This window comes from Frondihabitans sucicola (assembly GCF_030296615.1).
GTDB classification, from domain to species: Bacteria; Actinomycetota; Actinomycetes; order Actinomycetales; family Microbacteriaceae; genus Frondihabitans; species Frondihabitans sucicola.
On record NZ_AP027732.1, the window covers coordinates 2,899,226 to 2,919,135 of the forward strand.

The window sequence follows — 19,910 nt, forward strand, 5'->3', positions numbered from 1 at the left end:
CGATGGTCCTGACGCCGCTCGCGTGCGTTGCGCGCACTTGTTCGCGGAGGTGATCGACCCGCGCTGTGGAGCAGAGTGACACGACCACCGTTTTCTCGAGCGGGATCGCCGGAGTTGGGAGCGCCCTCGGGAGGAAGCGGTCATCGAGGCCACCGTCGTGCCACGGTGAGGATCGCGTCCGCGGCTCGGCCGGCCGCGCCGTCGGTCCGCCAGCGATACCAGTCGGGAGTCGAGCTCTCCGCGCGGTCCAGCAGGGGCCCCCAGCTCTCGGCGGCGGGCCACGTCGGCTGGACGAGGGCGAGCCCAGCGGCGGTAAGCGCTTCTCCCGTGACGACCTGCTCGCGGAACGGTCTCGGCTGAGGGATGACGACGGCTCGAGCCCCGGCGACGGCGAGGTCCGCGACGGAGTTCTGCCCCGCCCAGGCGATGACCACTTTCGCACTGCCGATAGCAGGCCACGGATCGCCGAGCCACTCCCCGTCGTCCACCAGGATCCGCCATCGACGATCGGGAGTGGCGTCCTGAGCCGCGCGGACATCGCTCCGCGTCACCTCGGACCCGCCGCGGCCACCGAGCAGGAGAACGTCCGCGCCGCCGGCCCCCGTTGAACTGCGCGTCCCTCGTGGCGGCTGATGCCCCCGGTGTGCACGACCGGCAGTCCGCGCAAGTAGGGCGCCTCGACGAGATCGGCGGGCCAGGGAGCCAGGATCAGCGTTGCGGCACGGTACGCGAGGCGATGCGGAGCGTCGTCGCGATCGCCGGGCTGGGCCATGACGACCACCGGGATCCCGAGGAGCCGGACCGTGAGGACGACCTCGACCGAGACGTCCACCACGAAGGCGTCGACCGGATGCTCGGCGACGACGGCGACGAGACGTGCAATCCGCGAACGATGTCCCGCGTGCTGCAGCGGTGCCCAGTGCAGAGCACCGCCCGCGGCGGGATCGGAGTCGACGGGATCGCGTCCGTCGAGGACGTCGGAGTCGAGGTCGAGGTGGACCCAGCGAACCCGTCGGGGTAGCCCTGAGGGCTCTTCGAGGCTGCTGAAGCAGATCACGTCCGCATCGAGACGAGGAAGGATCGACAGCATCCTGCCCAGGTGCCCGCCACCCTGGTGGTGAACGTACCAGCCGATGGTCGTCATGGGAGCGACGGGCTGAGTGCTGGAGACCGCTCCCGGATGAGTGACTCGACGAGGCCTTCCAGTTGTTCACCGCGCGCCTCGAGAGAGAACGACGCGAGAGCCGCGCCGCGAATCGACGAGCGGAACGCCGGGTCCGACTGCTGCCTCTCCGCGAGCCGAGTAGCCGTGTCGGCCAGCGGGCCGACCTGTCCCGCGGCAACGGTCTCGAGACCGAGCGTCGTCGCTGCGAGCTCGACGACTCCCCTCGGGCGAACGCGGCGACCGGGGTACCGCAGGTCAGGGCCTCGGGCGTGATCAGGCCGAATGGCTCGTCCCAGAGCGGCGTGACGAGGGCGCAGGCGCTCCGTCCGACCAGAGCCGCCAGTTCCGGGACAGGAAGTTGACCGGCGTAGAGCACGCCGTCGCCGAGACGCGGCCGGATCTCGCGGTCGAAGTACTGAACGTCGCCGAGCCGCCCGGCGATCGTGATCGGGCGCCCGGCGGCGCGCGCCGCATCGATGGCGAGGTGGGCTCCCTTCTCAGGAACGAGACGGCCGAACCAGACGAACCCGTCGCCTCCCGGGCCCTCGGGCCAACGCTCGCTGTCGATGGCGTTCGGCAGCACCGACGACTCGATCCCGGCCTTCCGCCACACGGCCTGCGTGTGTCGGCTCACCGAGAGGAAGCTGCTCGAGCCGGGGCGCGGGGAATCGTTCGCCTCGACGAGGTCTTGGACGACGGGGGTGTGGAGCGTGGAGATCATCGGAACGCCGAGATCGGATGCCCGGGTCAGCGGGAGGCCGTGCAGGCAGTGGTTGAGGATCACGTCGACGCCGCCGGCCCCGGCCGCCACCCGGTCGAGGGCGGCGCCAAGGGCCGGCAGGGCGACGTCCAGATAGCCGGCCGGATACGTGTCGTCGGCGGCAGACGGATCGTCACCCCACTCGACCGGGGGCAGGACGAACGCGGGCTCGCGGTCGTCGCCGCTCTCCAAGAAATCGGAGCCGGCCGTAGCGATGAGGGTCACCCGGTGGCCTCGCCTTCTCAGGAGGCGGATCTCGTGCCAGACCGCCGATTCGAGACCTCCGGCGAACGGCTGCCGGATCGGGAATCGCAGAGGCGCGATCACGACGATTGAGAGACTCATCGGACAGCCGCTGTCGAGAGAAGCTCGTGGTACAGGTCGAGATGCGCCTGCGTGGTCGTGCGGTCGTCGATCGCCCGCCTGGCGAGTCGCATCGTCGACAGCCGCTGTCGGGCGTCACTACCCGCCCGACTCCCGGCCTGCAGGAGACGGCGAAGGCACGCTTCGAGGCTGACACCTGCTCCGCTCGCCGAGAGTGTGAAGCTTGCGACCGTGGGATCGTCGTGCTGCTCGGAGAAGTACCCCACGTCGGGTGCTGCCACCGGGACACCCAGGTCCCAGCAGAGTTCGAGCCAGCCCGAGTGCGTGCCGGATCGATAGGGCAGGACGCAGACGTCCACGTGCGCGAGGGCGTTGGACAGCGAGCGGTCGTCCAGTCGGTCGTGTTCGAGCAGGACGACGGAGTCCGAGGCGGCGATCGCGGCGCGAACCCGATCGCGAGCGGCTTCATCCCGCACGTCCCGGTGCAGCCGGACCTCGCCCGACGCCGGGAGTCCGCCTGCCCGGAGCCCGTCCACGGCAGCGATCAGTGCGGCCACGGTGGACGGCCCGTCGACATTCGGGCGGAGATCCTTGAGGTGGGTTCCGATGACCACTTCGTCGCGCACCAGTCCCCGCGGAACGGTCGCCCCTTCGGGAAAGAGCCTCGGGTGCGGCATCACGCGGGCTCGCCGACCCCAGCGGTTCTCGATCTCGGCTGCGGCGCCGGGCGTGAGGGTGAGGACGGCATCGACGCCGGGGACGAGAGCGTCGAGCTGCCGGACGTAGGGCTCCTGATCCGTGAGCTGAGGGTGCACCAGGTCGTGCACCGTCTGGACCACGGGCCAGCCGACCGCGTGAGCGTCGTGAAGCGCTGAGAGGAGCTGGGCAGGGCTGAAGGACTCGGTGCCGAAGTGGAGGTGCAGAAGGTCCGCGTCGGCGGAGTGTGCCGAGATCCATCCCGGCGACAGGACCACGGGAGGCCACCACTGCCCGTCGGGAGCGCCCTCGGGCGAGGGATCGGGCAGGACGGTCAGATCAGGATGCGTCAGCGTGCGCGCAACATACGGGTGACCGGCTGGTACCGAGACGACGCAGAGTCGCTGCGTCATACGACCTTCTTTCGGGGGTGTTCGATGGCACTCCGGGAGGACAGGCCGAACTGGACGCTAGGCGCACCGCGCAGGATCGGGCCCATCTGGCTCGACCCGGTTGACCGACCCGGTTCCATGTGCAAGCGTCGCAACGGATGGCCACTTCCGCTCCCCCTACGCACCTCATCGTCGGTGACCGCAGACACGGTGTGACGGAGTACGCGACCGATCTCGCGGACGCCGTCGACCGTGCATCGCGAGGCACCGAGATCCTGCACGTCGATTCGGCCCAGGAGGCCCTTCGCGCTCTCGGCGCCGGCCGCCGACGCCTGCACATCCACGTCACGGACGCCCTCTTCGGCGCCGGTCTCGACGAGGCTGCGAGAGCCGTGGGTCGCCTGACGCGGGAGCACGACGTTGCGCTGACGCTGCACGACCTGCCGCAGGAGTCGGATGGCCCCGTGAACGTGGTCCGCCGGACGAAGGCGTACGCGGCCTTCGCGGAAGACGCCGTCGGGATCAGTGTCAGCAGCCACCACGAGGCCGCTCTGTTCCTGCAGCATCGGATCGGATCGACGAGTCCGAAGGTCATCCCGCTCGGTGCGCGCAGCGTCCATGCCTCCCCGGGCATCTCTTCGGCGGCTGGATCGACGGGGGTCGAGATCCTGATGGCCGGATACGTCTATCCGGGTAAGGGCCACGACGAGGTGCTCGCCGCCGCGGCGGTCCTGGCCGGTCGCGACCTCGGACCGATTCGGCTCACGGTCCTCGGCGGGGCGGCACCCGGCCATGAGGCCGAAGCCCGTCGCTTGGCAGCCCGGGCAGGCGACACGGGCGTGCACTTCACCGTGACCGGTTACCTCGACCGCCCGAGCTACGAGAGCGCTCTTGCAGCGCCCGGTGTCCCGGTCGTGGCCCACCTCCACTACTCCGCGTCGAGGTCGCTGCTCGACTGGGCGGAGGCCGGCCGGAAGGCGCTCGTCGTCGGAATGCGCTACACGGAGGAGATGGCGGCGCTGCGGCCCGGCACGCTGGTGCTGACCGAGAGCGACCCGCTGAGCCTCGCCGACTCCATCGAACGCCTGGCGGGTGATCGCCGGGCGACGCGGCTCGGCCCTGGCGTCCTCCTCGCACCGTCGCTCGACGACGTCGCCGCGGTGCATCTGTCGTGGTGGGCGAACCTGCCGTGGTGAAACACGGGCGCCCGCTTCCGCAGAATCGATGGGACCTGCTGGACGAGAGCGAACCCGGCGAACCGGCCGCGGTGACGGTCATCGTCCCGCACTATCGACAACAGGCCGAGCTCGATCGGACCCTCCTCGCCCTTCGACGTCAGGATCATCCGGCCTCACGCCTCGAGATCGTCGTCGTCGATGACGGGTCGCCGATACCGCCCACGGTGCCGGACGACGTGATCCTGGTCCGCCAGGAGGATCGCGGCTTTCGACTGGCCGCCGCGCGCAACGCCGGCGCGGCGGTCGCCTCCGGCTCCGTGCTCTGTTTCCTCGACGCGGACACGTCGCCGGAGCCCTCGTACATCCGCCACCTCAGCCGGCTCCCGGCCCTGTCCTCCGATGTCGTCGCCGTCGGACGGCGGAGGCACGCGTCGTTCACGGATGCCGGTATCCGCGGCTCGGCTCTCGTCCAGGACGTCGGGCCGACGGTTGAACTCCCCGAACCCCGCTGGCTCAGGGATGCGTACGCCTCGTCGCGAAATCTGCTCGAGGTCGACGATCGCAGCTACCGCTTCGTCATCGGAGCGGTCAGTGCCTGCAGCGCGTCGCTGTTCGCCGAGTCGGGAGGATTCGACGAAGGGTTTGCGAGCTACGGGGGTGAGGACTGGGAGTGGGCGTATCGGGCGTGGCTGCTCGGGGCCCTGCTCGCCCATGTCCCATTGGCCGTCGCGTGGCACGACGGCCCGGAGTGGGCCGGTCGTCCGGACAGCGCGGCAGGCGACAAGAATGCCGAGACGCTGCGGCTGGCGAGACTCCTGCCGGTGCCCGGCTCCGGCCCGAAGGGCCTCCGGGGGACTTCGCGGACATCGTCGTGACGGCTCCCGAGGGGCAGGAGAACGCCGCGTGGTTCATCACCCTCGATTCGGTGTCGAACGAGCTCCCCTCGCGGCCCTGCCGGGTGACTCTCGCTCGATCGAACGGCACCGCCTCGAGATCGACCTCTTTCGACCCGTCGGAGTCGAGCCCGGAGCGCTTCGCGGGCTGGTGAATCGACTGACGCGGGAGGCTCTCGGCACCTTCGACGTCGTGGGCGAGGACGGCGCGAGGCTCCTGCGGATCACGTCGCGCCGGGCGAGGGCACGGATCGAACGCTGGGCGGATCCTGCTCTGTTCCCCGCTGTCGTCGAGCGTGTCAGGGGGATCACACCCCTGCAGGATCCGCCCGACGTCGAGGCGTACCTCGGCGGGTGGGGCTGACCACGAGGCGATCGGCCGGAGGCGCGCCTCACGAGCAGGTGTAGGCAACTCCGTGGACGTGGCCTGGGTCGGCGCTGCGGGCATTCGGCGACCACGGAGCTCAGGACGAAGCCGACGATCGCCATGCCCGATGGCCGGACCACGAAAAAAGACCTAGCGGGTGGAGCCGCTAGGCCTTCGCTCCCCGACTTGGACTCGAACCAAGAACCTGCCGGTTAACAGCCGGCTGCTCTGCCAATTGAGCTATCGAGGAATGTTTCACTGTGTTGAACAGCGACCACAACTGTAGCAAACGTTTTGGGTGGCGTTGAACACGTCAGCCCTCGGGGTGGTCGACGCCCGGCGTCCACTCCTTGCCGGGGACACCCCAGCTCTTCTTCTTGACGACCTTGCTGGCGGCCTTCCAGTGCGGGTGCTCCAGACGGTCGGCGTAGAGAACCCCGTCGAGGTGGTCGTACTCGTGCTGGAAGATCCGGGCGAGCCAGCCGTGGGCCTCGATCTCGTACGGGTCGCCCTCGAGGTCGACGGCGCGCAGGATCGCCCCCTCGGCGCGTCGGAGGGGGAACCGCTCGCCCGGGATCGACAGACACCCTTCCGATTCTTCGTCTTCGTCGAGGTCGTCGAGCGTGAGCGGGCTCTGCCACAACTCCGGGTTGATCGCGACGCCGCGCCAGGAGGTTCCGTCGTCGTCGACGTACGAGTAGACGAACACGCGGAGCGGCACACCCACCTGCGGGCCGGCCAGGCCGACGCCGGGAGCGTGGTCCATCGTGTCGAACATGTCGGCGACGAGAGTGCGGAGCGTCTCGTCGAACGCGGTGACCTCGGCAGCGGCCTCGTGGAGAACGGGCTCGCCGGTGATCTTGATCGGTCGTACTGGCATCCACCCAGCCTATCCGGGGCCCTCCCGGTACCGTGATGAAGTGTCCTCGACTCTCAACGACCTGACGCAACAGGTATCCCTGACGCCGTATCAGGCGCTGGGGATCCCGATCGCGCTCGTCGGGGCGATGTTCCTGTCCGTGGGGGCACAACTTCAGCACCGAGGTGTCGCGAAGGTCGAGAAACAGCACGGTGGGTCGTCCAAGGGACTGAACCTGAAGCAGATCCTGCGCCTCGCGGGACGGCCGTCCTGGGTGATCGGCACCCTGATGTTGGGGCTGGCGGTCGTCTTCCAGCTGACGAGCCTGAGCTTCGCGCCGCTGATCGTCGTTCAGCCGCTCGGAGCGGTCGCGCTGGTGGTGACGTCCATCCTGAACTCGCGCACGACGCACCAGCGCCTCGATCGGCAGTCGCGACGCGCGATCCTGTTCTGCGTCGGCGGGGTGGGGCTGTTCGTCACCGTCGCGGCCTTCACGGCGTCCGAGCCTCGCATCACGACTGCGCAGCTCGTGACGGTGCTGATCATCCTCGCCGTCGTGTTCACGATCCTGCTCGCCGCCTTCACCCTCTTCAGGCGCAGGATCCGCGCGCTTTTCTACATCCTCGCGGCGGGCTTCCTCTACGGCTTCGTCGCGACGCTCGCCAAAATCGTGATCAACCGGATCGAGTCGCACAGCTTCGACCCCCTGACCGTGGTCTGCGTCGTGTTCCTGCTGGCCGCCTCCGTTCTCGGCGGCTACTTCGTGCAGAACGCCTATGCGTCCGGCCCACCAGACCTCGTCATCGCCGGACTGACGGTCGTCGACCCCATGGTCGCCGTGGGGATCGGTGTCATCGTCCTCGGCGAAGCGTCCCAGGCACCGTGGTGGGCGGCCGTCTTCTACGTGATCGCCGGAGCCATCGCGATCTACGGCGTGTTCCAACTCGCCAAATACCACCCCGCGTCACGGGCCTGAGCTAGCCTGGGGTGACCATCCCGCCCGCCGCCCGACCCCACAAGGTAAGGACGAATCCGCACAGTGTCAGCTCCATCGCACGACGACCGCTCCGATTCGCACGACGACAGCGCCGTTCCGACGAGTGTCGCCAAGGCTGGCTCGGCACCGCGACCCGATGGGTCGAAGGCTCCGCTGCGCGTCCTCATCGCCGGCGACACGTTCCCACCCGATGTCAACGGGGCGGCCAACTTCACGGAGCGACTCGCCGTCGGCCTGGCCGGACGCGGTCACGACGTCCACATCGTGGTCCCCGCGGCGACACGACGCCACGGCACCTTCCACGAAGAACACGGTGATGCGACGCTCACCGTCCACCGCCTCAACTCGACCAGGTGGCCGCTGCACGACTGGCTGCGCTTCGCGACGCCGTGGACCGTCCAGCGCAACACCCGCCCGATCGTCGACTCCTTCGCGCCCGATGTCGTCCACATCCAGTCGCACATCGTCATCGGCCGGGGCCTCACGAAGGTCGCCCGCGATCGCGGCATCCGCGTGATCGCGACCAACCACTTCATGCCCGACAACCTCGTCGACCACGCGCCGCCCATGCCGAAGAAGCTGCTCGACTGGATCGCCCGCCGAGCCTGGCAAGACTCCGCGAACACCTACAAGCACGCCCAAGCCGTCACCACGCCGACGCGCAAAGCCGCAGGCTACCTCGAAGCGGCGACCGGCATCCGAGGCGTCTACGCGATCTCCTGCGGCATCGACGCCAGCCACTACGTCGCCCGCCGGGATCGCCCCAAGACCAACCGCATCCTCTTCGTCGGACGCGTCACCGCAGAGAAGAACATCGACGTCCTCCTCAAAGCGATGACCAAACTCCCCGGCGACCTCGACGCCACGCTGACGATCGTCGGCGGCGGCGACCTGCTCGGCAAGTTGAAGCAGATGAGCGCCGACCTCGGCCTCGCGGGGCGCGTCACCTTCGCCGGATACCTCTCCGACGACGAGCTCCGACAGACCCTCACCGGCAGCACGGTGTTCTGCATGCCCTCGACCGCCGAACTCCAGAGCATCGCCAGCCTCGAAGCCATGGCCTCCGGACTCCCCGTCGTGCTCGCCGACGCGATGGCGCTGCCCCACCTCATCGACGAAGGCAGCAACGGCTACCTCTTCACCCCCGGCGACGCCGACGACCTCGCGGCCAAACTCACCGCCGTGCTGACAAAGAGCGACGACGACTACATCGCGATGCGCGAAGCCAGCCTCCACATGATCGAACCCCACGACATCAACCGCACCCTCGACACCTTCGAGAAGCTGTATCGTGGAGAAAAGGTGGCCCCCAAGCCGCCGACGCCTCCACGCCGGCCGCCAGCCGACCCGAGGCGCGGGGCGGTAGCTCAGCCGGTTAGAGCATCGGACTCATAATCCGTCGGTCACGGGTTCAAGTCCCGTCCGCCCTACGTTGGGTTTGGCGTGTCGATTCGCTGTGCGAAGTCGACGCGGCCGACTCCGGAGTGCTGGTCTGGCGCCTCGCGGCGCGCGCGTCTCGCTGCGCTCGACGCTGTGGCGGGATCGCTTCGCTCACCGCCCGCGGGGTGCGGGTGCTGCGGGGTGGGGCGGGATCGCTTTGCTCACCGCCCGCGGGGTGGGAGTCCGGGGTGCGGGTGCTGCGGGGTGGGGCGGGATCGCTTCGCTCACCGCCCGCGGGGTGCGGGTGCTGCGGGGTGGGGCGGGATCGCTTCGCTCAGCGCCCGCGGGGTGCGGGTGAGTGCGGGGCGGGGTGGCTCAGGTGCGGTCTCGCGTGTGCGAGAGGCGCGCGAGAGGCGTGAGATGGCCTGTTCTGTCGGGTTTCGCTGAGGCACGCGACAGATTGGGCCATCTCGTGGGCAGGCGACGGAAGGCGTGGGCAAGCGACGGCAGGCGGACGGGCGCGAGCCAGGCGCGAGCCAGGCGGGAGGGAGGCGCGGGCACCTGTGAGGAGCCCGCGAACGGCACGCGCCGGGCAGCGAGCGGCCCGCGTACTCCCGCGGGAGTATGCGGGGCGGGCTCGCGGGAGGACTCGGGGAGCGAGCACGGCTGGATAGCATGAAGGATGAGCGAACGGTGGCGGGCGCGCCTCGACGGGGGCGCGCCGCGGCGCGGGGTCTGGTTCCCCGTGATCCTGACCCTCGTCCTCCAGCTCGCAGGCGTCGTGTTCGCCCTGCACGCCGCCCGGTTCGGCGCCGGACACAGCGGTTTCGGCCCGAGCCCGCTCGGCCCGGGAGGGCAGGCCGACGAAGGCAGCCCGGGCTCCCCGACCGGCCTCAAGTTCGGAGTCCCCGCCGGCGTCCCCGTTCTCGTGATCCTGCTCGGGTTCGCCGCATCGTTCGCACTCCTGGCCCGCCGACACCGACCCGGCCAGGTGGCGCTGGCCACAGGGCTGCTGTCGGCCTCCGCCATCGCCTTCGGGAGCGGGCCTCCCCTCGCCGCGCTCCCTCTCGCGGTCGCCGTCGTCGCTGGGATCGCACGGGGCGCGCGCGTCTGGGTGTGGTCGACCCTCGCGGGCCTCGCGCTCGTGGTCCCGCTCGTCGCCTACCTCGTCAGCGGGTCGCCGGTGGCGAGCATCCGCCCGCTCGTCGTCGCGCTCGTGCTCTGCTTCCTCGTCGGCCTGGGCGAGGTGGTCCGCAACCGTCGCGAACGCTTCCGAGAGATCTCGGGCAGGATCGCGGCGCAGCGCCGGTCCGAGGCCGAGGCCGAGCGAGTCCGGATAGCGCGTGAGCTGCACGACGTCCTCGCGCACTCGCTCTCGCAGATCAGCGTCCAGGCCGGCGTCGGCCTCCACCTCTTCGACTCGCAGCCCGACCGTGCCAGGGAAAGCCTCGAGAACATCCGCCTCACCAGCGGGCAGGCGCTCGAGGAGGTGCGCGGGGTGCTCGGGTTCCTGCGGGGTCAGGGCGATGATCCTGCCCGCTCCCCCGCGCCCGATCTCAGCCGGCTCCCCGCGCTCGTGGCCACGATGACGCGACCCGGGTTCGAGGCGAGGCTCGACGACTCGCTGCCGTCGAGCGTTCCACCCGCGACGCAGCAGGCGATCTACCGCATCGTGCAGGAGGCCCTGACGAACTCGTCGCGTCACGCCCGCGCGACGCGAGTGGTCGTGACCCTGGCTGCTGCCGGCCCGGACTACACCGTGACCATCGTGGACGACGGCCGCGGCGCCGATCCCGACGCGCCGCCGGCCGCGGGCTCATCGGCATGCGGGAGCGCGCACAACTGCTGGGCGGACACCTCGAGACGGCGTCTCCCGCAGGCGGCGGATTCCGTGTCGAGGCCAGGATCCCCGCCGGTCGACCGGGAGCCCCGCGATGATCCGCGTCGTGATCGCCGACGACCAACAGCTGATCCGGGCCGGATTCCACGCGCTGCTCGACTCGGAGGCCGACTTCGACGTCGTGGGCGAGGCATCGACCGGCCGTCAGGCCGTCGACCTGGCGCGTGAGCTGCGGCCGGACGTCCTCCTGATGGACATCCGCATGCCCGACGGCGACGGGCTCTGGGCGACGTCCGAGATCGTCGGCGACTCCCTGCTCGCGGCGACGCACATCGTGATCGTCACCACCTTCGAGCTGGACGAGTACGTCGCGGAGGCGATCCGCGCGGGGGCGAGCGGCTTCCTCGTGAAAGACACCGAACCCGTCGAACTCCTCCGCGCCGTCCGGGTCGCTGCCAGCGGCGACGCCCTCCTGTCGCCCGGGGTGACGCGACGGCTCCTGTCACGGATCGCCGGTGGTCTGCGCCCCGCGCGCGACGCCGCCGAGCTCGCAGCTCTGACCGAACGGGAACGCGAGGTCCTCACCCTCGTGGGCGAGGGCCTGACCAACTCGGAGATCGGCGCGAGACTCTTCCTGAGCCCGCTCACGGCCAAGACCCACGTCTCGCGCATCATGACCAAGCTCGACGCCCGCGATCGCGTGCAACTCGTCGTCGTCGCCTACGAGACCGGGCTCGTGCAGCCCGGCTGGCAGTAGAGCCGCGAATCGCAGCCGCCCGGGTGCAGGCTCGACGGGCGCACTGATCCCCCGGAGTACGCGGGATCGCTCTCTCCGGCGGATTCGAGAAGGGCGCAGGATCACGAGGCTGGTCGTACCGGTCGGCACCCCGTCGACCACCAGCGAAAGGTCTTGCAATGTTCACTGCACTCGGTTCCGTCGGCACCGTCGCAGCCTTCCACCACGGCTTCGGCCCCTGGGGAGGCGGCGGTTTCGGCTTCGGCTGGTTGTTCCTGGTGATCCCGCTGTTCTGGATCGGCGTCGTCGCGCTCGTCGGATCGCTGTTCGGGCGTCGCTGGCGTCGGGCGGCCGCGACGCGCGGCTACGGGTACGGCTACGGAGGCCCGTGGGGTGGCCACGGCGGTGCGTTCGCCGGGCCGGTCGCCGCCGAGCAGACGCTCTCGGAGCGCTTCGCCCGCGGTGACATCGACGAGGTCGAGTACCGCGCCCGCCTGGAGGTGCTGCGGGCCAGCCGGCCCGGGCCTGCCGGTCCCGCGGCGTAGGCCCTCGCAGCGGAGAGGCCGGGCTGTAGGCGCCGCGGCGCAGGGCGGGCGGCGCAGGCCCCGCGGCCGACGGTGACACTGCGCCGTCGGCCGAGGGACCTCGCCTAGTAGCCGGCGGCCGGGTCGACGACGCCGATGAACTCGCCCTCGCCTCCGAGCGCCGCGACGTTGTGCCGAATCCGCTCGGCGAGGAGCGGGGCCACCATCTCGGGAGTGTCGGCCTGGTGCGACGTGATGAGGGCGCGTTCGGAGGTCCAGAGCGGGTGGCCGTCGGGCAGAGGCTCGGGGTCGGTCACGTCGAGCCCGGCTCCCCAGATCGCCTCGCGGTCGAGGGCTGCCACGAGCGCATCGGTGTCGACCAGACCGCCGCGCGCGATGTTGACCAGCACGGACGTCGGCTTCATCGCCTCGAACTCGGCAGCGCCGAACATCTTGGACGTGTCGGAGGTCATGGCCGCGGCCACGATGACGACGTCGGCCGTCGGGAGGACGTCGCCGAGCGACGAGGCGGCGACCGTGCGGGAGGCGCCCGGAACGGGGTCGGTGCTCCGGCGGACGATCGTGATCGTGGGATCGAACGGCTCGAGAAGTCGCATGATCTCGAGGGCGATCCCACCGGCCCCGATGATCACGACGTCGAGGCCGTAGAGCGAGATGCCTTTCGGCTCGGTCGCCCAGCTCGCGGTTCGCGAACGCTCGGGGAAGACCCTCAGCAGGGCCAACGTGAGAGCCAGGGCGTGTTCTGCCACGGGCTCGGAGTAAGCCCCTTGGCGCTGGTCCAGAGCGGCCGCGGCTTGTCGGCGTACGCGGCCATCACGGGCGCGAACATGTCGACGCCCGCCATCGGCAGTTGCACCCACTCGATGCCCGGATTGGCCGTCAGAACCTCGTCCAATTCGTGGATCGCCTTGTTGGACAGCCAGACGAGACCTCGCGTGTTCTCGTCGATCGGGCCGAGCGTACCTCCGCCGGCTTCGATCGCGGCGACGACGTGAGGCGCTTCGGATGGCCCGACCGCGATCGGCCCCGGGGTCGGCCGGTGCTCGGGAGACACGGCCGAGGACGCGGTGAGAACGGCGCGGTGGCCGCGCTTTGAGGGGGTGTCGGACACGGGGTGGCTCCTACGGACGGTGTTTCTTGGGTGTGCGGTCTTCGGGCGGGATGATGTCGATCGGGGTGGTCTGCGAGAGCACCTTCACGTACGGGTCGACGGTGCTCTCGAGCACCTCGTCGATCGGGCCGAGACCCACCACGTGCCCGTTCCGCATCACGGCGATGCGATCGGCGACCGCTCGCGCCTCGGCCACGGACGAGGTGACCACGACGGCGGAGAACTGGCGGTTACCGTGCAGCGTGCGGAGGAGTTCGAGAACCGACTGCCGGACCAGGACGTCGACTCCCCGGGCCGGTTCGTCGGCGATCAGCAGTCGAGGTTCGAGCACGAGGCTCCTGGCGAGGGCGACGCGCTGCCGCTGGCCGGCGCTGAGTTCCCAGGTCTGCTTCAGCATGGTCGACAGCGGCAGGTGCACCGCGTCGATCAGACCGGCCACGATGCGCCCCGCCTCCTTGCTGTCGAACCTCCGGTCGCGCTCGTAGAGGGGTTCGGCCACCGCCTCTCCGACGCTCAGATCGGGATTGAGGTGGTCGCCGTCGCTCTGGGACAGGAATCCGACCGTCGTGGTGAGCCGGTCGCGGTGGCGACCCGAGATGGTCTTGATGCGTTCGCCGAGGACCGACAACTCGCCGCCCACGAGAGCCGGGAACCCCTCGGGTGGCCGACCGCCGTAGGCGAGACCGGCGAGTGCAAGGGCGAGCGTCGACTTGCCGGACCCGCTCTCACCGAGGACCCCGAGGATCTCCCCCGGCGCCAGCGCGAACGAGACGCCGTCGACGGCTCTCACCTCCGGGCGACCTCCGCGGGCCGGGTACAGCAGCGACAGGTCGTCGGCGACGATCACCGGCGCGTCGGGTGCGAGAGCGGGGCGCGCCATCGTCAGGCCTCTTTCGGGAGCTCGGCGAGGGCGATCCTGCGCGCCCTCTGCTCGGCAGGATCGGGGACGGGCAGCGATGCGAGGAGACGTTGCGTATACGCGTGCTCGGGAGAGCCGAGCACCTGGTCGTTCGGTCCCTGTTCGATCAGATCTCCGTGGAACAGGACGCCGATGCGATCGGCCAGGATGTTGACGACCGCCAGATCGTGGCTGATGAAGAGGGCCGCGAATCCGAGGTCTTTCTGCAGTTCGGCGAACAACTCGAGGACGCGCGCCTGCACGGACACGTCGAGCGCACTGGTGGGCTCGTCGGCGATGAGCAGCGTCGGCTCGAGAGCGAGCGACCGGGCGAGGCTGGCGCGTTGGCGCTGGCCTCCGCTGAGCTCGTGGGGATAGCGGTCACCGAACGACTTCGGCAGTTGCACGGCTTCCATCAGCTCGTCGACCCGCTTGCGGGCCTCCCGAGCGTGCCGGGCCCGACCGTGGACGATCAGCGGTTCGGCGACGGCCTCGGCGATGGTCAGCAGCGGATTGAACGACGAAGCCGGGTCTTGGAAGACGAAGCCGATGTCGGCGCGTTTCGGCTTGAAATCGCGTTCGTGGACCCCGTTCATCTCGATGCCGAGGACTTCGAGGGAGCCGCCGGTGACGCGGGTGAGCCCGGCGATGGCTCGGCCGATGGTCGTCTTGCCCGACCCCGACTCGCCCACCAGTCCGAGCACCTGGCCGCGTGCGATGGTGAAGTCGACGCCCTTGACCGCGCGGAAGCCTCCGCGCCCGAGCCGACCCGGGTATTCGATCTCGAGGCCCCTGGCGCGAACGACGACCTCGATGTCGTCGGCCGGCGCATCCTGGCGGCCGCGCGCTTCGAGCCGGGGAACCGAGCCGAGCAATCGCTTCGTGTAGTCGTCCTGCGGCGAGGCGAACAACGTCGTGACGTCGGCCTGTTCGACGACCTTGCCGAGGTACATCACCGCGACACGGTCGGCGAGGTCGGCGACGACCCCCATGTTGTGCGTGATCAGGACGATCGCGGCGCCGAACTCGTCGCGGCAGCGGCGCAGGAGATCGAGGATCTCGGCCTGGACGGTGACGTCGAGCGCGGTGGTCGGCTCGTCCGCCACGATGACGGACGGATTGAGGACGAGTGCCATGGCGATGACGACGCGCTGCTTCTGACCGCCCGAGAACTGGTGCGGGTAGTAGTCGACGCGAGTCTCAGGATCGGGGATGCCCACGCGTCCGAGGATCTCGATGGCCCGCTTGCGCGCCTCGCGCCGCCCGACCTTGCCGTGGGCGCGGATGCCCTCCGAAATCTGCCAGCCGACCGTGTAGACGGGGTTCAGGGCCGTCGAGGGCTCCTGGAACACCATCGCGACGTCGGTCCCTCGCAGCTCGCGGACGCGGCGCGGACCGACCGTCAGGACGTCTTCACCCGTCAGGAGCACGGCGCCGCTGGCGACCGCCGTCTCGGGGAGCAACCCGAGGATCGTCTTGGCCGTCACCGTCTTGCCGGAACCGGATTCGCCGACGATGGCGAGCACCTCGCCCTGCCGGACGTCGAGCGTCACGCCCTGGACGGCATTGACGTCGCCGCCGTCGGTCGCGAAGGTGACCTCGAGGTTCTGGATGTCGACCGCCTTCAGGCGGTCGTCGCGGGCGGCCGACGCGGGTGACGCCGTGGTCGAGTCGCTCATGCGCCTGCCTCCTCGAGGGTCGCGGTGTTCGTGGCCGAAGCGACCGACTTGCGGCGCCTGGCGCGCCGGCGGGTGCGCAGGCGCGGATCGGCCAGGTCGTTGAGGCTCTCGCCGACCAGGGTGACGCCGAGGACCAGGAGCACGATGGCCGAGCCGGGGAACACGCCGGTCCACCAGATGCCGCTGGCCGTGTCCGAGAGCGCGCGGTTGAGGTCGTAGCCCCACTCGGCGGCGGCCGTCGGGCCGATGCCGAAGCCGAGGAACCCGAGGAGGCGAGCGTCAGGATCGCCTCGGAAGCGTTCAGCGTGAGGATCAGCGGCAGGCTCCTGGTCGCGTTCCGCAGCACGTGCTTGAACATGATGCGCCCGGTCGACGAGCCGATCACCTTGGACGATTCGACGAACGCCTCGGCCTTCAGCCGGACCGCCTCGGCGCGGACCACTCGGAAGTACTGGGGGACGAAGACGACCGTGATCGAGATGGCCGCGGCGACGATGCCGCCGATCAGGCTCGACTGGCCCCCGAGATGACGATCGATACCACGATCGCGAGAAGCAGCGACGGGAAGGCGTACACGGCGTCGGCGATGACGACCAGGATCCGGTCGAGCCAGCCGCCGAGGTAGCCGGAGACGAGACCGAGCGTCACTCCGACGACGACCGAGATGATCACGGCCAGGATGACGACGGAGATCGCGGTGCGGCACCCCCAGACGACTCGGCTGAAGACGTCGTACCCGCCGACGGTCGTCCCCCAGATGTGCGTCGACGACGGCGGTGCCTGCCGCGGGAAGGACCCGTGGGCGCCGCTCAACTGGCCGAAGCCGAAGGGGGCGATCAGGGGCGCGAAGATCGCGGCGATGAGGAACACGAGGCAGATGATGATGCCGGTGACGAGCATGCCGCGCTGGAGCCCTACGCTGCGGCGGAGCTGCGCGACGACGGGGAGACGCTTGTACCAGGGGGCTCGCTGGTCTTTGGCGGCGGCGAGGACGTTGGTCACGATCAGTACCTCACTCGCGGGTCGATGAAGGCGGCGATGATGTCGACGACGAAGTTGGTCACCGCGACGATCACCGCCAGGAGGGCGACGATGCCCTGCACGGCCACGAAGTCGCGGGCCGAGAGGTACTGCTGGAGCTCGAAGCCGAGGCCGCGCCAACCGAATGTCGTCTCGGTCAGGACGGAACCGCCCAGCAGCATGGCGATCTGCAGACCCATCACCGTGATGATCGGGATGAGAGCGGGCTTCAGAGCGTGCTTGCGGACCAGGTTGACCTCGGAGACGCCGCGAGACCGCGCCGCGTCGACGTAGTCGGCGCCGAGGGTTCCGATGACGTTGGTGCGCACCAGGCGCAGGAAGATGCCGCCCGTGATGAGGCCGAGCGCCAGCGCGGGCATGACCGCGTGCGAGAGGACGTCGACGATGATCGTGGAGTTGCCGGTGCGGATGGCGTCGATGATGTAGATGCCGGTCGGATTGGGAATGCTGCCGAGCGCGAGCTCGATTCGCGTGCTCGCCCTGCCGCCGAGCGGGAGCCAGCCGAGCCAGACGGAGAAGACCAGCTTCAGCAGCAGGCCGGCGAAGAAGACCGGCGTCGCGTAGGTGAAGATCGCGAAGACGCGCAGGATCACGTCGGGCCACCGGTCGCGGAGGTACGCGGCGAGCATGCCGAGCGGAATGCCGATGATGAGCGCGACGATCAGCGCGTAGAAGACCAGCTCGATGGTGGCGCCGCCGTAGGTCAGCAGGATGTCGCTGATCTTCTGGTGGTCGGTGAGGGTGGTGCCGAAATCGCCGCGGGCCAGCTGGCCGAGGTACTCGCCGTACTGCACGATGATCGGCCTGTCGTAGCCGGCTGCGTGCAGGCGCTCCTGCAGTTGGGCGGGGCTGAGCCGGCCGCCCACGGAGGCCGTGATCGGGTTTCCGACGACGCGCATGAGGAAGAAGACCAACGTCACCAGGATGAAGACCGTGGGGAAGATCAGCAGGAAGCGCACCAAGACGTAGCGGCCGAGCCCACCCCCGGCGTTTTTCCACGGGACGTGGCGGCCACCGGCGGAGCGGTGGGTGAGGTGTCGTTCAGCACGGTCACTGGGTGAGAGTCGCTTTCATCCTGACCGCCTCCGCAGGCGGAGCGGTCGTCTTAGGGCTGTTCAGGGGAATGGGGTGCTCCCCCGGCGGTCTTGCTGCCGAGGCGAGCACCCCATCCCGCTCACGTGTCCGTCCACCCTAGCGGGCGGTCACGCCTGCGGTCGGTCAGCGCGAGAGCGCTCCGTAGTGGAACTTGAAGGACGCGTCGAGGGTCGAGTCGACACCCTTGACGTCTTTCGCCGACACGGCGACCTGCGCGCCCTGAAGGAGCGGGAGCGTCGAGATGTCACCGGCTTCGAGGGTCTGGATCTTCTCGATCTCGGTCGTGCGAGCGGCCTTGTCGGTCTCGCTGCGCTGCTGGTCGATCAGCTTGTCGACCTCGGGGTTGTTGTAGTGGTTCTGCACGAAACCGGCGTCGATCTGCTTGCCGTCGGATCCGGCGGACGGGAGGAAGAACGGCGACAGGTAGTTGTCGGCGTCGCTGTAGTCGGGGAACCAGCCGAGCTGGTACAGCGGGTACGCGTCTTTCGTGCGCTGAGTGCTGTACGTGTCGTACAGCGTCGACTGCAGGTTCACCTTGAACAGGCCCGTCTTCTCCAGCTGCGACTTGATGAGGGCGTACTCGTCGTCGGACGAGGCGCCGTAGTGGTCAGGCGTGTACTGGAGGTTCAGCGTGACCGGCGAGGCGACGCCCGCCGCGCTGAGGGTCGACTTGGCCTTCGAGACGTCGGGGCCGCCGTTGCCGTCGCCGTAGAGCGTCTTGAACGGCGTGATCGAGCCGGTCAGGCCGCTGGCCACCGCGGAGTAGAGCGGCGTGTAGCTGCCCTTGTAGACCTCCGAGGAGAGCGCGGCGCGGTCGACGGAGTCTGCCACCGCCTGGCGGACGGCGAGAGCCTTCTTCGAGTCGGCATCGGAGGTCTTTGCGCCGTAGGGCATCGTGTCGAAGTTGAAGACGATGTAGCGGATCTCGCCGCCGGGGCCGTTGTGGACCGTGACCTTGCTGTTCTTCTTGAGCGACGCGAGGTCCGTCGGGCTCAGCGAACGGAAGGCGACATCGACGTCGCCCTTCTGGACCGCGAGCTTGAGATCGGTCTCGTCGGTGAAGTACTGGGCGGTGATGCTCTTGGTCTTGGCCTGACCGAGGAGGCCCTTGTATCCGGAGAACGCCTTGTACTGGATCAGCTCTTTGGGCTTGTACTGCGTGATCGAGTACTGACCGGCGAAGCCCTTCCCTTGACGACGTCGGCGTCGGACGTGATCTTCGTCGCCGAGTAGACGTCTTCGTCGACGATCGCGCCCGCGGGGCTCGAGAGCACGCCGGGCCAGGTCTGATCGTTCGGGGTCTTGAGGGTGAAGACGACGGTGGTCGCGTCGGGCGTGGTCACCTTGTCGAGGTTTCCGAGGAGCGACGAGGGGCCGTTCGGGTCGGCGATGGTCTTGTCGCGGTTGAAGGAGAACGCCACGTCGGACGACGTCAGGGCGTGCCCGTTGGCGAACTTCAGACCCTTCTTGAGCTTGACCGTGAACTGCGTCGGCGTGGTGAACTTCGCGCTGGTGGCGATGTCCGGCTTGACGTCGGGCGATCCGTAGGGCGTGTTCATGAGGAACGGGTAGACCTGCGTGTTGACGACGGACGAGCCGTTGTCGTACGAGCCGGCCGGGTCGAGTGACGTGATGACGTCGGACGTGCCCACGATGATGCTGTTCAAGCTCGTGGTGGACGTCGAACTGCCGGAGGCGCAACCGGAGAGAACGAGAGCGGTGGCGGCAGCGCCACCCACTCCGATCAACAGGCGACGCCCGAGTGAAGACTTCGAATTCAAGGTGGATACCCCTTTGTTTCGGTGGAGGGAACCCGGGGCTCGATGGTGGCGTGACCACCACCGTGCTGCGATCGGCGCCCGGGATATCTCATTGGTAACACACGGCCGCCCGGCGGCCGTAATTCAGCCCGAAGTGTTTACAGGCCCGCAATGAGTCACGCACGAGACTTGCG

General features: G+C 69.3%; 16 protein-coding genes, 2 tRNA genes and 4 pseudogenes. 9 read left to right on the forward strand and 13 right to left on the reverse strand.

From position 1 onward, the window contains the following. Window positions 1-140: 140 nt before the first annotated feature. The 4 genes and pseudogenes from QUE79_RS14940 to QUE79_RS14955 form a co-directional block, all read right to left on the reverse strand. The gene (locus QUE79_RS14940) at window positions 141-551 is read right to left on the reverse strand and encodes a glycosyltransferase (protein ID WP_286346869.1); all 411 of its coding nucleotides are present in this window, start codon (window positions 549-551) and stop codon (window positions 141-143) included. Further along, window positions 548-1,144, reverse strand: a complete 597-nt coding sequence (locus tag QUE79_RS14945; protein WP_286346870.1) for a hypothetical protein — start codon at window positions 1,142-1,144, stop codon at window positions 548-550. The genes QUE79_RS14940 and QUE79_RS14945 overlap by 4 nt, the downstream gene beginning before the upstream one ends. 301 nt (window positions 1,145-1,445) lie before the next feature. Next, a pseudogene (locus tag QUE79_RS14950) lies at window positions 1,446-2,270 on the reverse strand (glycosyltransferase); the annotation flags it as partial. Further along, window positions 2,267-3,358 carry a glycosyltransferase family protein gene (locus QUE79_RS14955; RefSeq protein ID WP_286343785.1) on the reverse strand — a complete coding sequence of 364 codons (1,092 nt, stop codon included), beginning with the start codon at window positions 3,356-3,358 and terminating at the stop codon, window positions 2,267-2,269. The gene QUE79_RS14955 and the pseudogene QUE79_RS14950, both read right to left, overlap by 4 nt. Window positions 3,359-3,495: 137 nt before the next feature. On the opposite strand from QUE79_RS14955, the gene QUE79_RS14960 reads away from it, so the two are divergent. The 3 genes from QUE79_RS14960 to QUE79_RS14970 are packed head-to-tail and all read left to right on the forward strand — an operon-like array spanning window position 3,496 to window position 5,772. Next, the gene (locus tag QUE79_RS14960) at window positions 3,496-4,533 is read left to right on the forward strand and encodes a hypothetical protein (protein ID WP_286343786.1); all 1,038 of its coding nucleotides are present in this window, start codon (window positions 3,496-3,498) and stop codon (window positions 4,531-4,533) included. After that, a complete protein-coding gene (locus QUE79_RS14965) occupies window positions 4,530-5,390 on the forward strand; it encodes a glycosyltransferase family 2 protein (protein ID WP_286343787.1) in 861 nt (286 codons plus the stop codon). The genes QUE79_RS14960 and QUE79_RS14965 overlap by 4 nt, the downstream gene beginning before the upstream one ends. A gap of 28 nt (window positions 5,391-5,418) precedes the next feature. Further along, on the forward strand, window positions 5,419-5,772 hold the full coding sequence (locus QUE79_RS14970; RefSeq protein WP_286343788.1) for a hypothetical protein: 354 nt from the start codon (window positions 5,419-5,421) through the stop codon (window positions 5,770-5,772). 180 nt (window positions 5,773-5,952) lie between these two features. Here QUE79_RS14970 and QUE79_RS14975 read toward each other — a convergent pair. Both QUE79_RS14975 and def read right to left on the reverse strand, forming a co-directional pair. Further along, window positions 5,953-6,025: transfer RNA gene (locus QUE79_RS14975), tRNA-Asn, on the reverse strand. A gap of 63 nt (window positions 6,026-6,088) precedes the next feature. After that, window positions 6,089-6,655, reverse strand: a complete 567-nt coding sequence (gene def, locus QUE79_RS14980) for a peptide deformylase (protein ID WP_286343789.1) — start codon at window positions 6,653-6,655, stop codon at window positions 6,089-6,091. A 40-nt stretch (window positions 6,656-6,695) separates the two neighbouring features. Between def and QUE79_RS14985 the strand changes: the two genes are divergently transcribed. From QUE79_RS14985 to QUE79_RS15010, 6 genes are all read left to right on the forward strand, one after another. Further along, complete coding sequence (locus QUE79_RS14985) at window positions 6,696-7,610, forward strand: DMT family transporter (protein WP_286343790.1); 915 nt, start codon at window positions 6,696-6,698, stop codon at window positions 7,608-7,610. A gap of 63 nt (window positions 7,611-7,673) precedes the next feature. After that, window positions 7,674-9,026, forward strand: coding sequence for a glycosyltransferase (locus QUE79_RS14990; protein WP_350271711.1), 1,353 nt, complete (start codon window positions 7,674-7,676; stop codon window positions 9,024-9,026). Next, a tRNA-Ile gene (locus tag QUE79_RS14995) sits at window positions 8,988-9,061 on the forward strand. The genes QUE79_RS14990 and QUE79_RS14995 overlap by 39 nt, the downstream gene beginning before the upstream one ends. Before the next feature lie 632 nt (window positions 9,062-9,693). Further along, window positions 9,694-11,079, forward strand: a complete 1,386-nt coding sequence (locus tag QUE79_RS15000) for a sensor histidine kinase (protein ID WP_286343791.1) — start codon at window positions 9,694-9,696, stop codon at window positions 11,077-11,079. Continuing rightward, window positions 10,961-11,608: a response regulator gene (locus tag QUE79_RS15005; RefSeq protein ID WP_286346738.1), complete on the forward strand. Its 648-nt coding sequence runs from the start codon at window positions 10,961-10,963 to the stop codon at window positions 11,606-11,608. The genes QUE79_RS15000 and QUE79_RS15005 overlap by 119 nt, the downstream gene beginning before the upstream one ends. A gap of 158 nt (window positions 11,609-11,766) precedes the next feature. Further along, complete coding sequence (locus QUE79_RS15010; RefSeq protein WP_286343792.1) at window positions 11,767-12,132, forward strand: SHOCT domain-containing protein; 366 nt, start codon at window positions 11,767-11,769, stop codon at window positions 12,130-12,132. Between the two features lie 104 nt (window positions 12,133-12,236). Here QUE79_RS15010 and QUE79_RS15015 read toward each other — a convergent pair whose 3' ends face one another. The 7 genes and pseudogenes from QUE79_RS15015 to QUE79_RS15045 all read right to left on the reverse strand — a co-directional run bounded on the left by QUE79_RS15015 (window position 12,237) and on the right by QUE79_RS15045 (window position 19,737). Beyond that, complete coding sequence (locus QUE79_RS15015; RefSeq protein WP_286343793.1) at window positions 12,237-12,881, reverse strand: NAD(P)-dependent oxidoreductase; 645 nt, start codon at window positions 12,879-12,881, stop codon at window positions 12,237-12,239. After that, on the reverse strand, window positions 12,842-13,243 hold the full coding sequence (locus QUE79_RS15020; RefSeq protein ID WP_286343794.1) for a Rossmann-fold NAD(P)-binding domain-containing protein: 402 nt from the start codon (window positions 13,241-13,243) through the stop codon (window positions 12,842-12,844). The genes QUE79_RS15015 and QUE79_RS15020 overlap by 40 nt, the downstream gene beginning before the upstream one ends. 10 nt (window positions 13,244-13,253) lie before the next feature. Continuing rightward, window positions 13,254-14,123: an ATP-binding cassette domain-containing protein gene (locus QUE79_RS15025; protein WP_286343795.1), complete on the reverse strand. Its 870-nt coding sequence runs from the start codon at window positions 14,121-14,123 to the stop codon at window positions 13,254-13,256. Window positions 14,124-14,125: 2 nt separating this feature from the next. After that, a complete protein-coding gene (locus tag QUE79_RS15030; protein ID WP_286343796.1) occupies window positions 14,126-15,820 on the reverse strand; it encodes a dipeptide ABC transporter ATP-binding protein in 1,695 nt (564 codons plus the stop codon). Continuing rightward, window positions 15,817-16,828 (reverse strand): annotated as a pseudogene (locus tag QUE79_RS15035) (ABC transporter permease). The gene QUE79_RS15030 and the pseudogene QUE79_RS15035 overlap by 4 nt, the downstream one beginning before the upstream one ends. Next, a pseudogene (locus QUE79_RS15040) lies at window positions 16,825-17,915 on the reverse strand (ABC transporter permease). The pseudogenes QUE79_RS15035 and QUE79_RS15040 overlap by 4 nt, the downstream one beginning before the upstream one ends. A gap of 164 nt (window positions 17,916-18,079) precedes the next feature. Continuing rightward, a pseudogene (locus QUE79_RS15045) lies at window positions 18,080-19,737 on the reverse strand (ABC transporter substrate-binding protein). Window positions 19,738-19,910: the final 173 nt, after the last annotated feature.

Excerpts from the sequence above, each read along its gene's own strand:
- QUE79_RS14960 (WP_286343786.1), top strand. The coding sequence starts at position 3,496 with ATGGCCACTTCCGCTCCCCCTACGCACCTCATCGTCGGTGACCGCAGA.
- QUE79_RS15025 (WP_286343795.1), bottom strand. The coding sequence starts at position 14,123 with ATGGCGCGCCCCGCTCTCGCACCCGACGCGCCGGTGATCGTCGCCGAC.
- QUE79_RS14955 (WP_286343785.1), bottom strand. The coding sequence starts at position 3,358 with ATGACGCAGCGACTCTGCGTCGTCTCGGTACCAGCCGGTCACCCGTAT.
- QUE79_RS14945 (WP_286346870.1), bottom strand. The coding sequence starts at position 1,144 with ATGACGACCATCGGCTGGTACGTTCACCACCAGGGTGGCGGGCACCTG.
- QUE79_RS15010 (WP_286343792.1), top strand. The coding sequence starts at position 11,767 with ATGTTCACTGCACTCGGTTCCGTCGGCACCGTCGCAGCCTTCCACCAC.
- QUE79_RS15000 (WP_286343791.1), top strand. The coding sequence starts at position 9,694 with ATGAGCGAACGGTGGCGGGCGCGCCTCGACGGGGGCGCGCCGCGGCGC.
- QUE79_RS15030 (WP_286343796.1), bottom strand. The coding sequence starts at position 15,820 with ATGAGCGACTCGACCACGGCGTCACCCGCGTCGGCCGCCCGCGACGAC.
- def (WP_286343789.1), bottom strand. The coding sequence starts at position 6,655 with ATGCCAGTACGACCGATCAAGATCACCGGCGAGCCCGTTCTCCACGAG.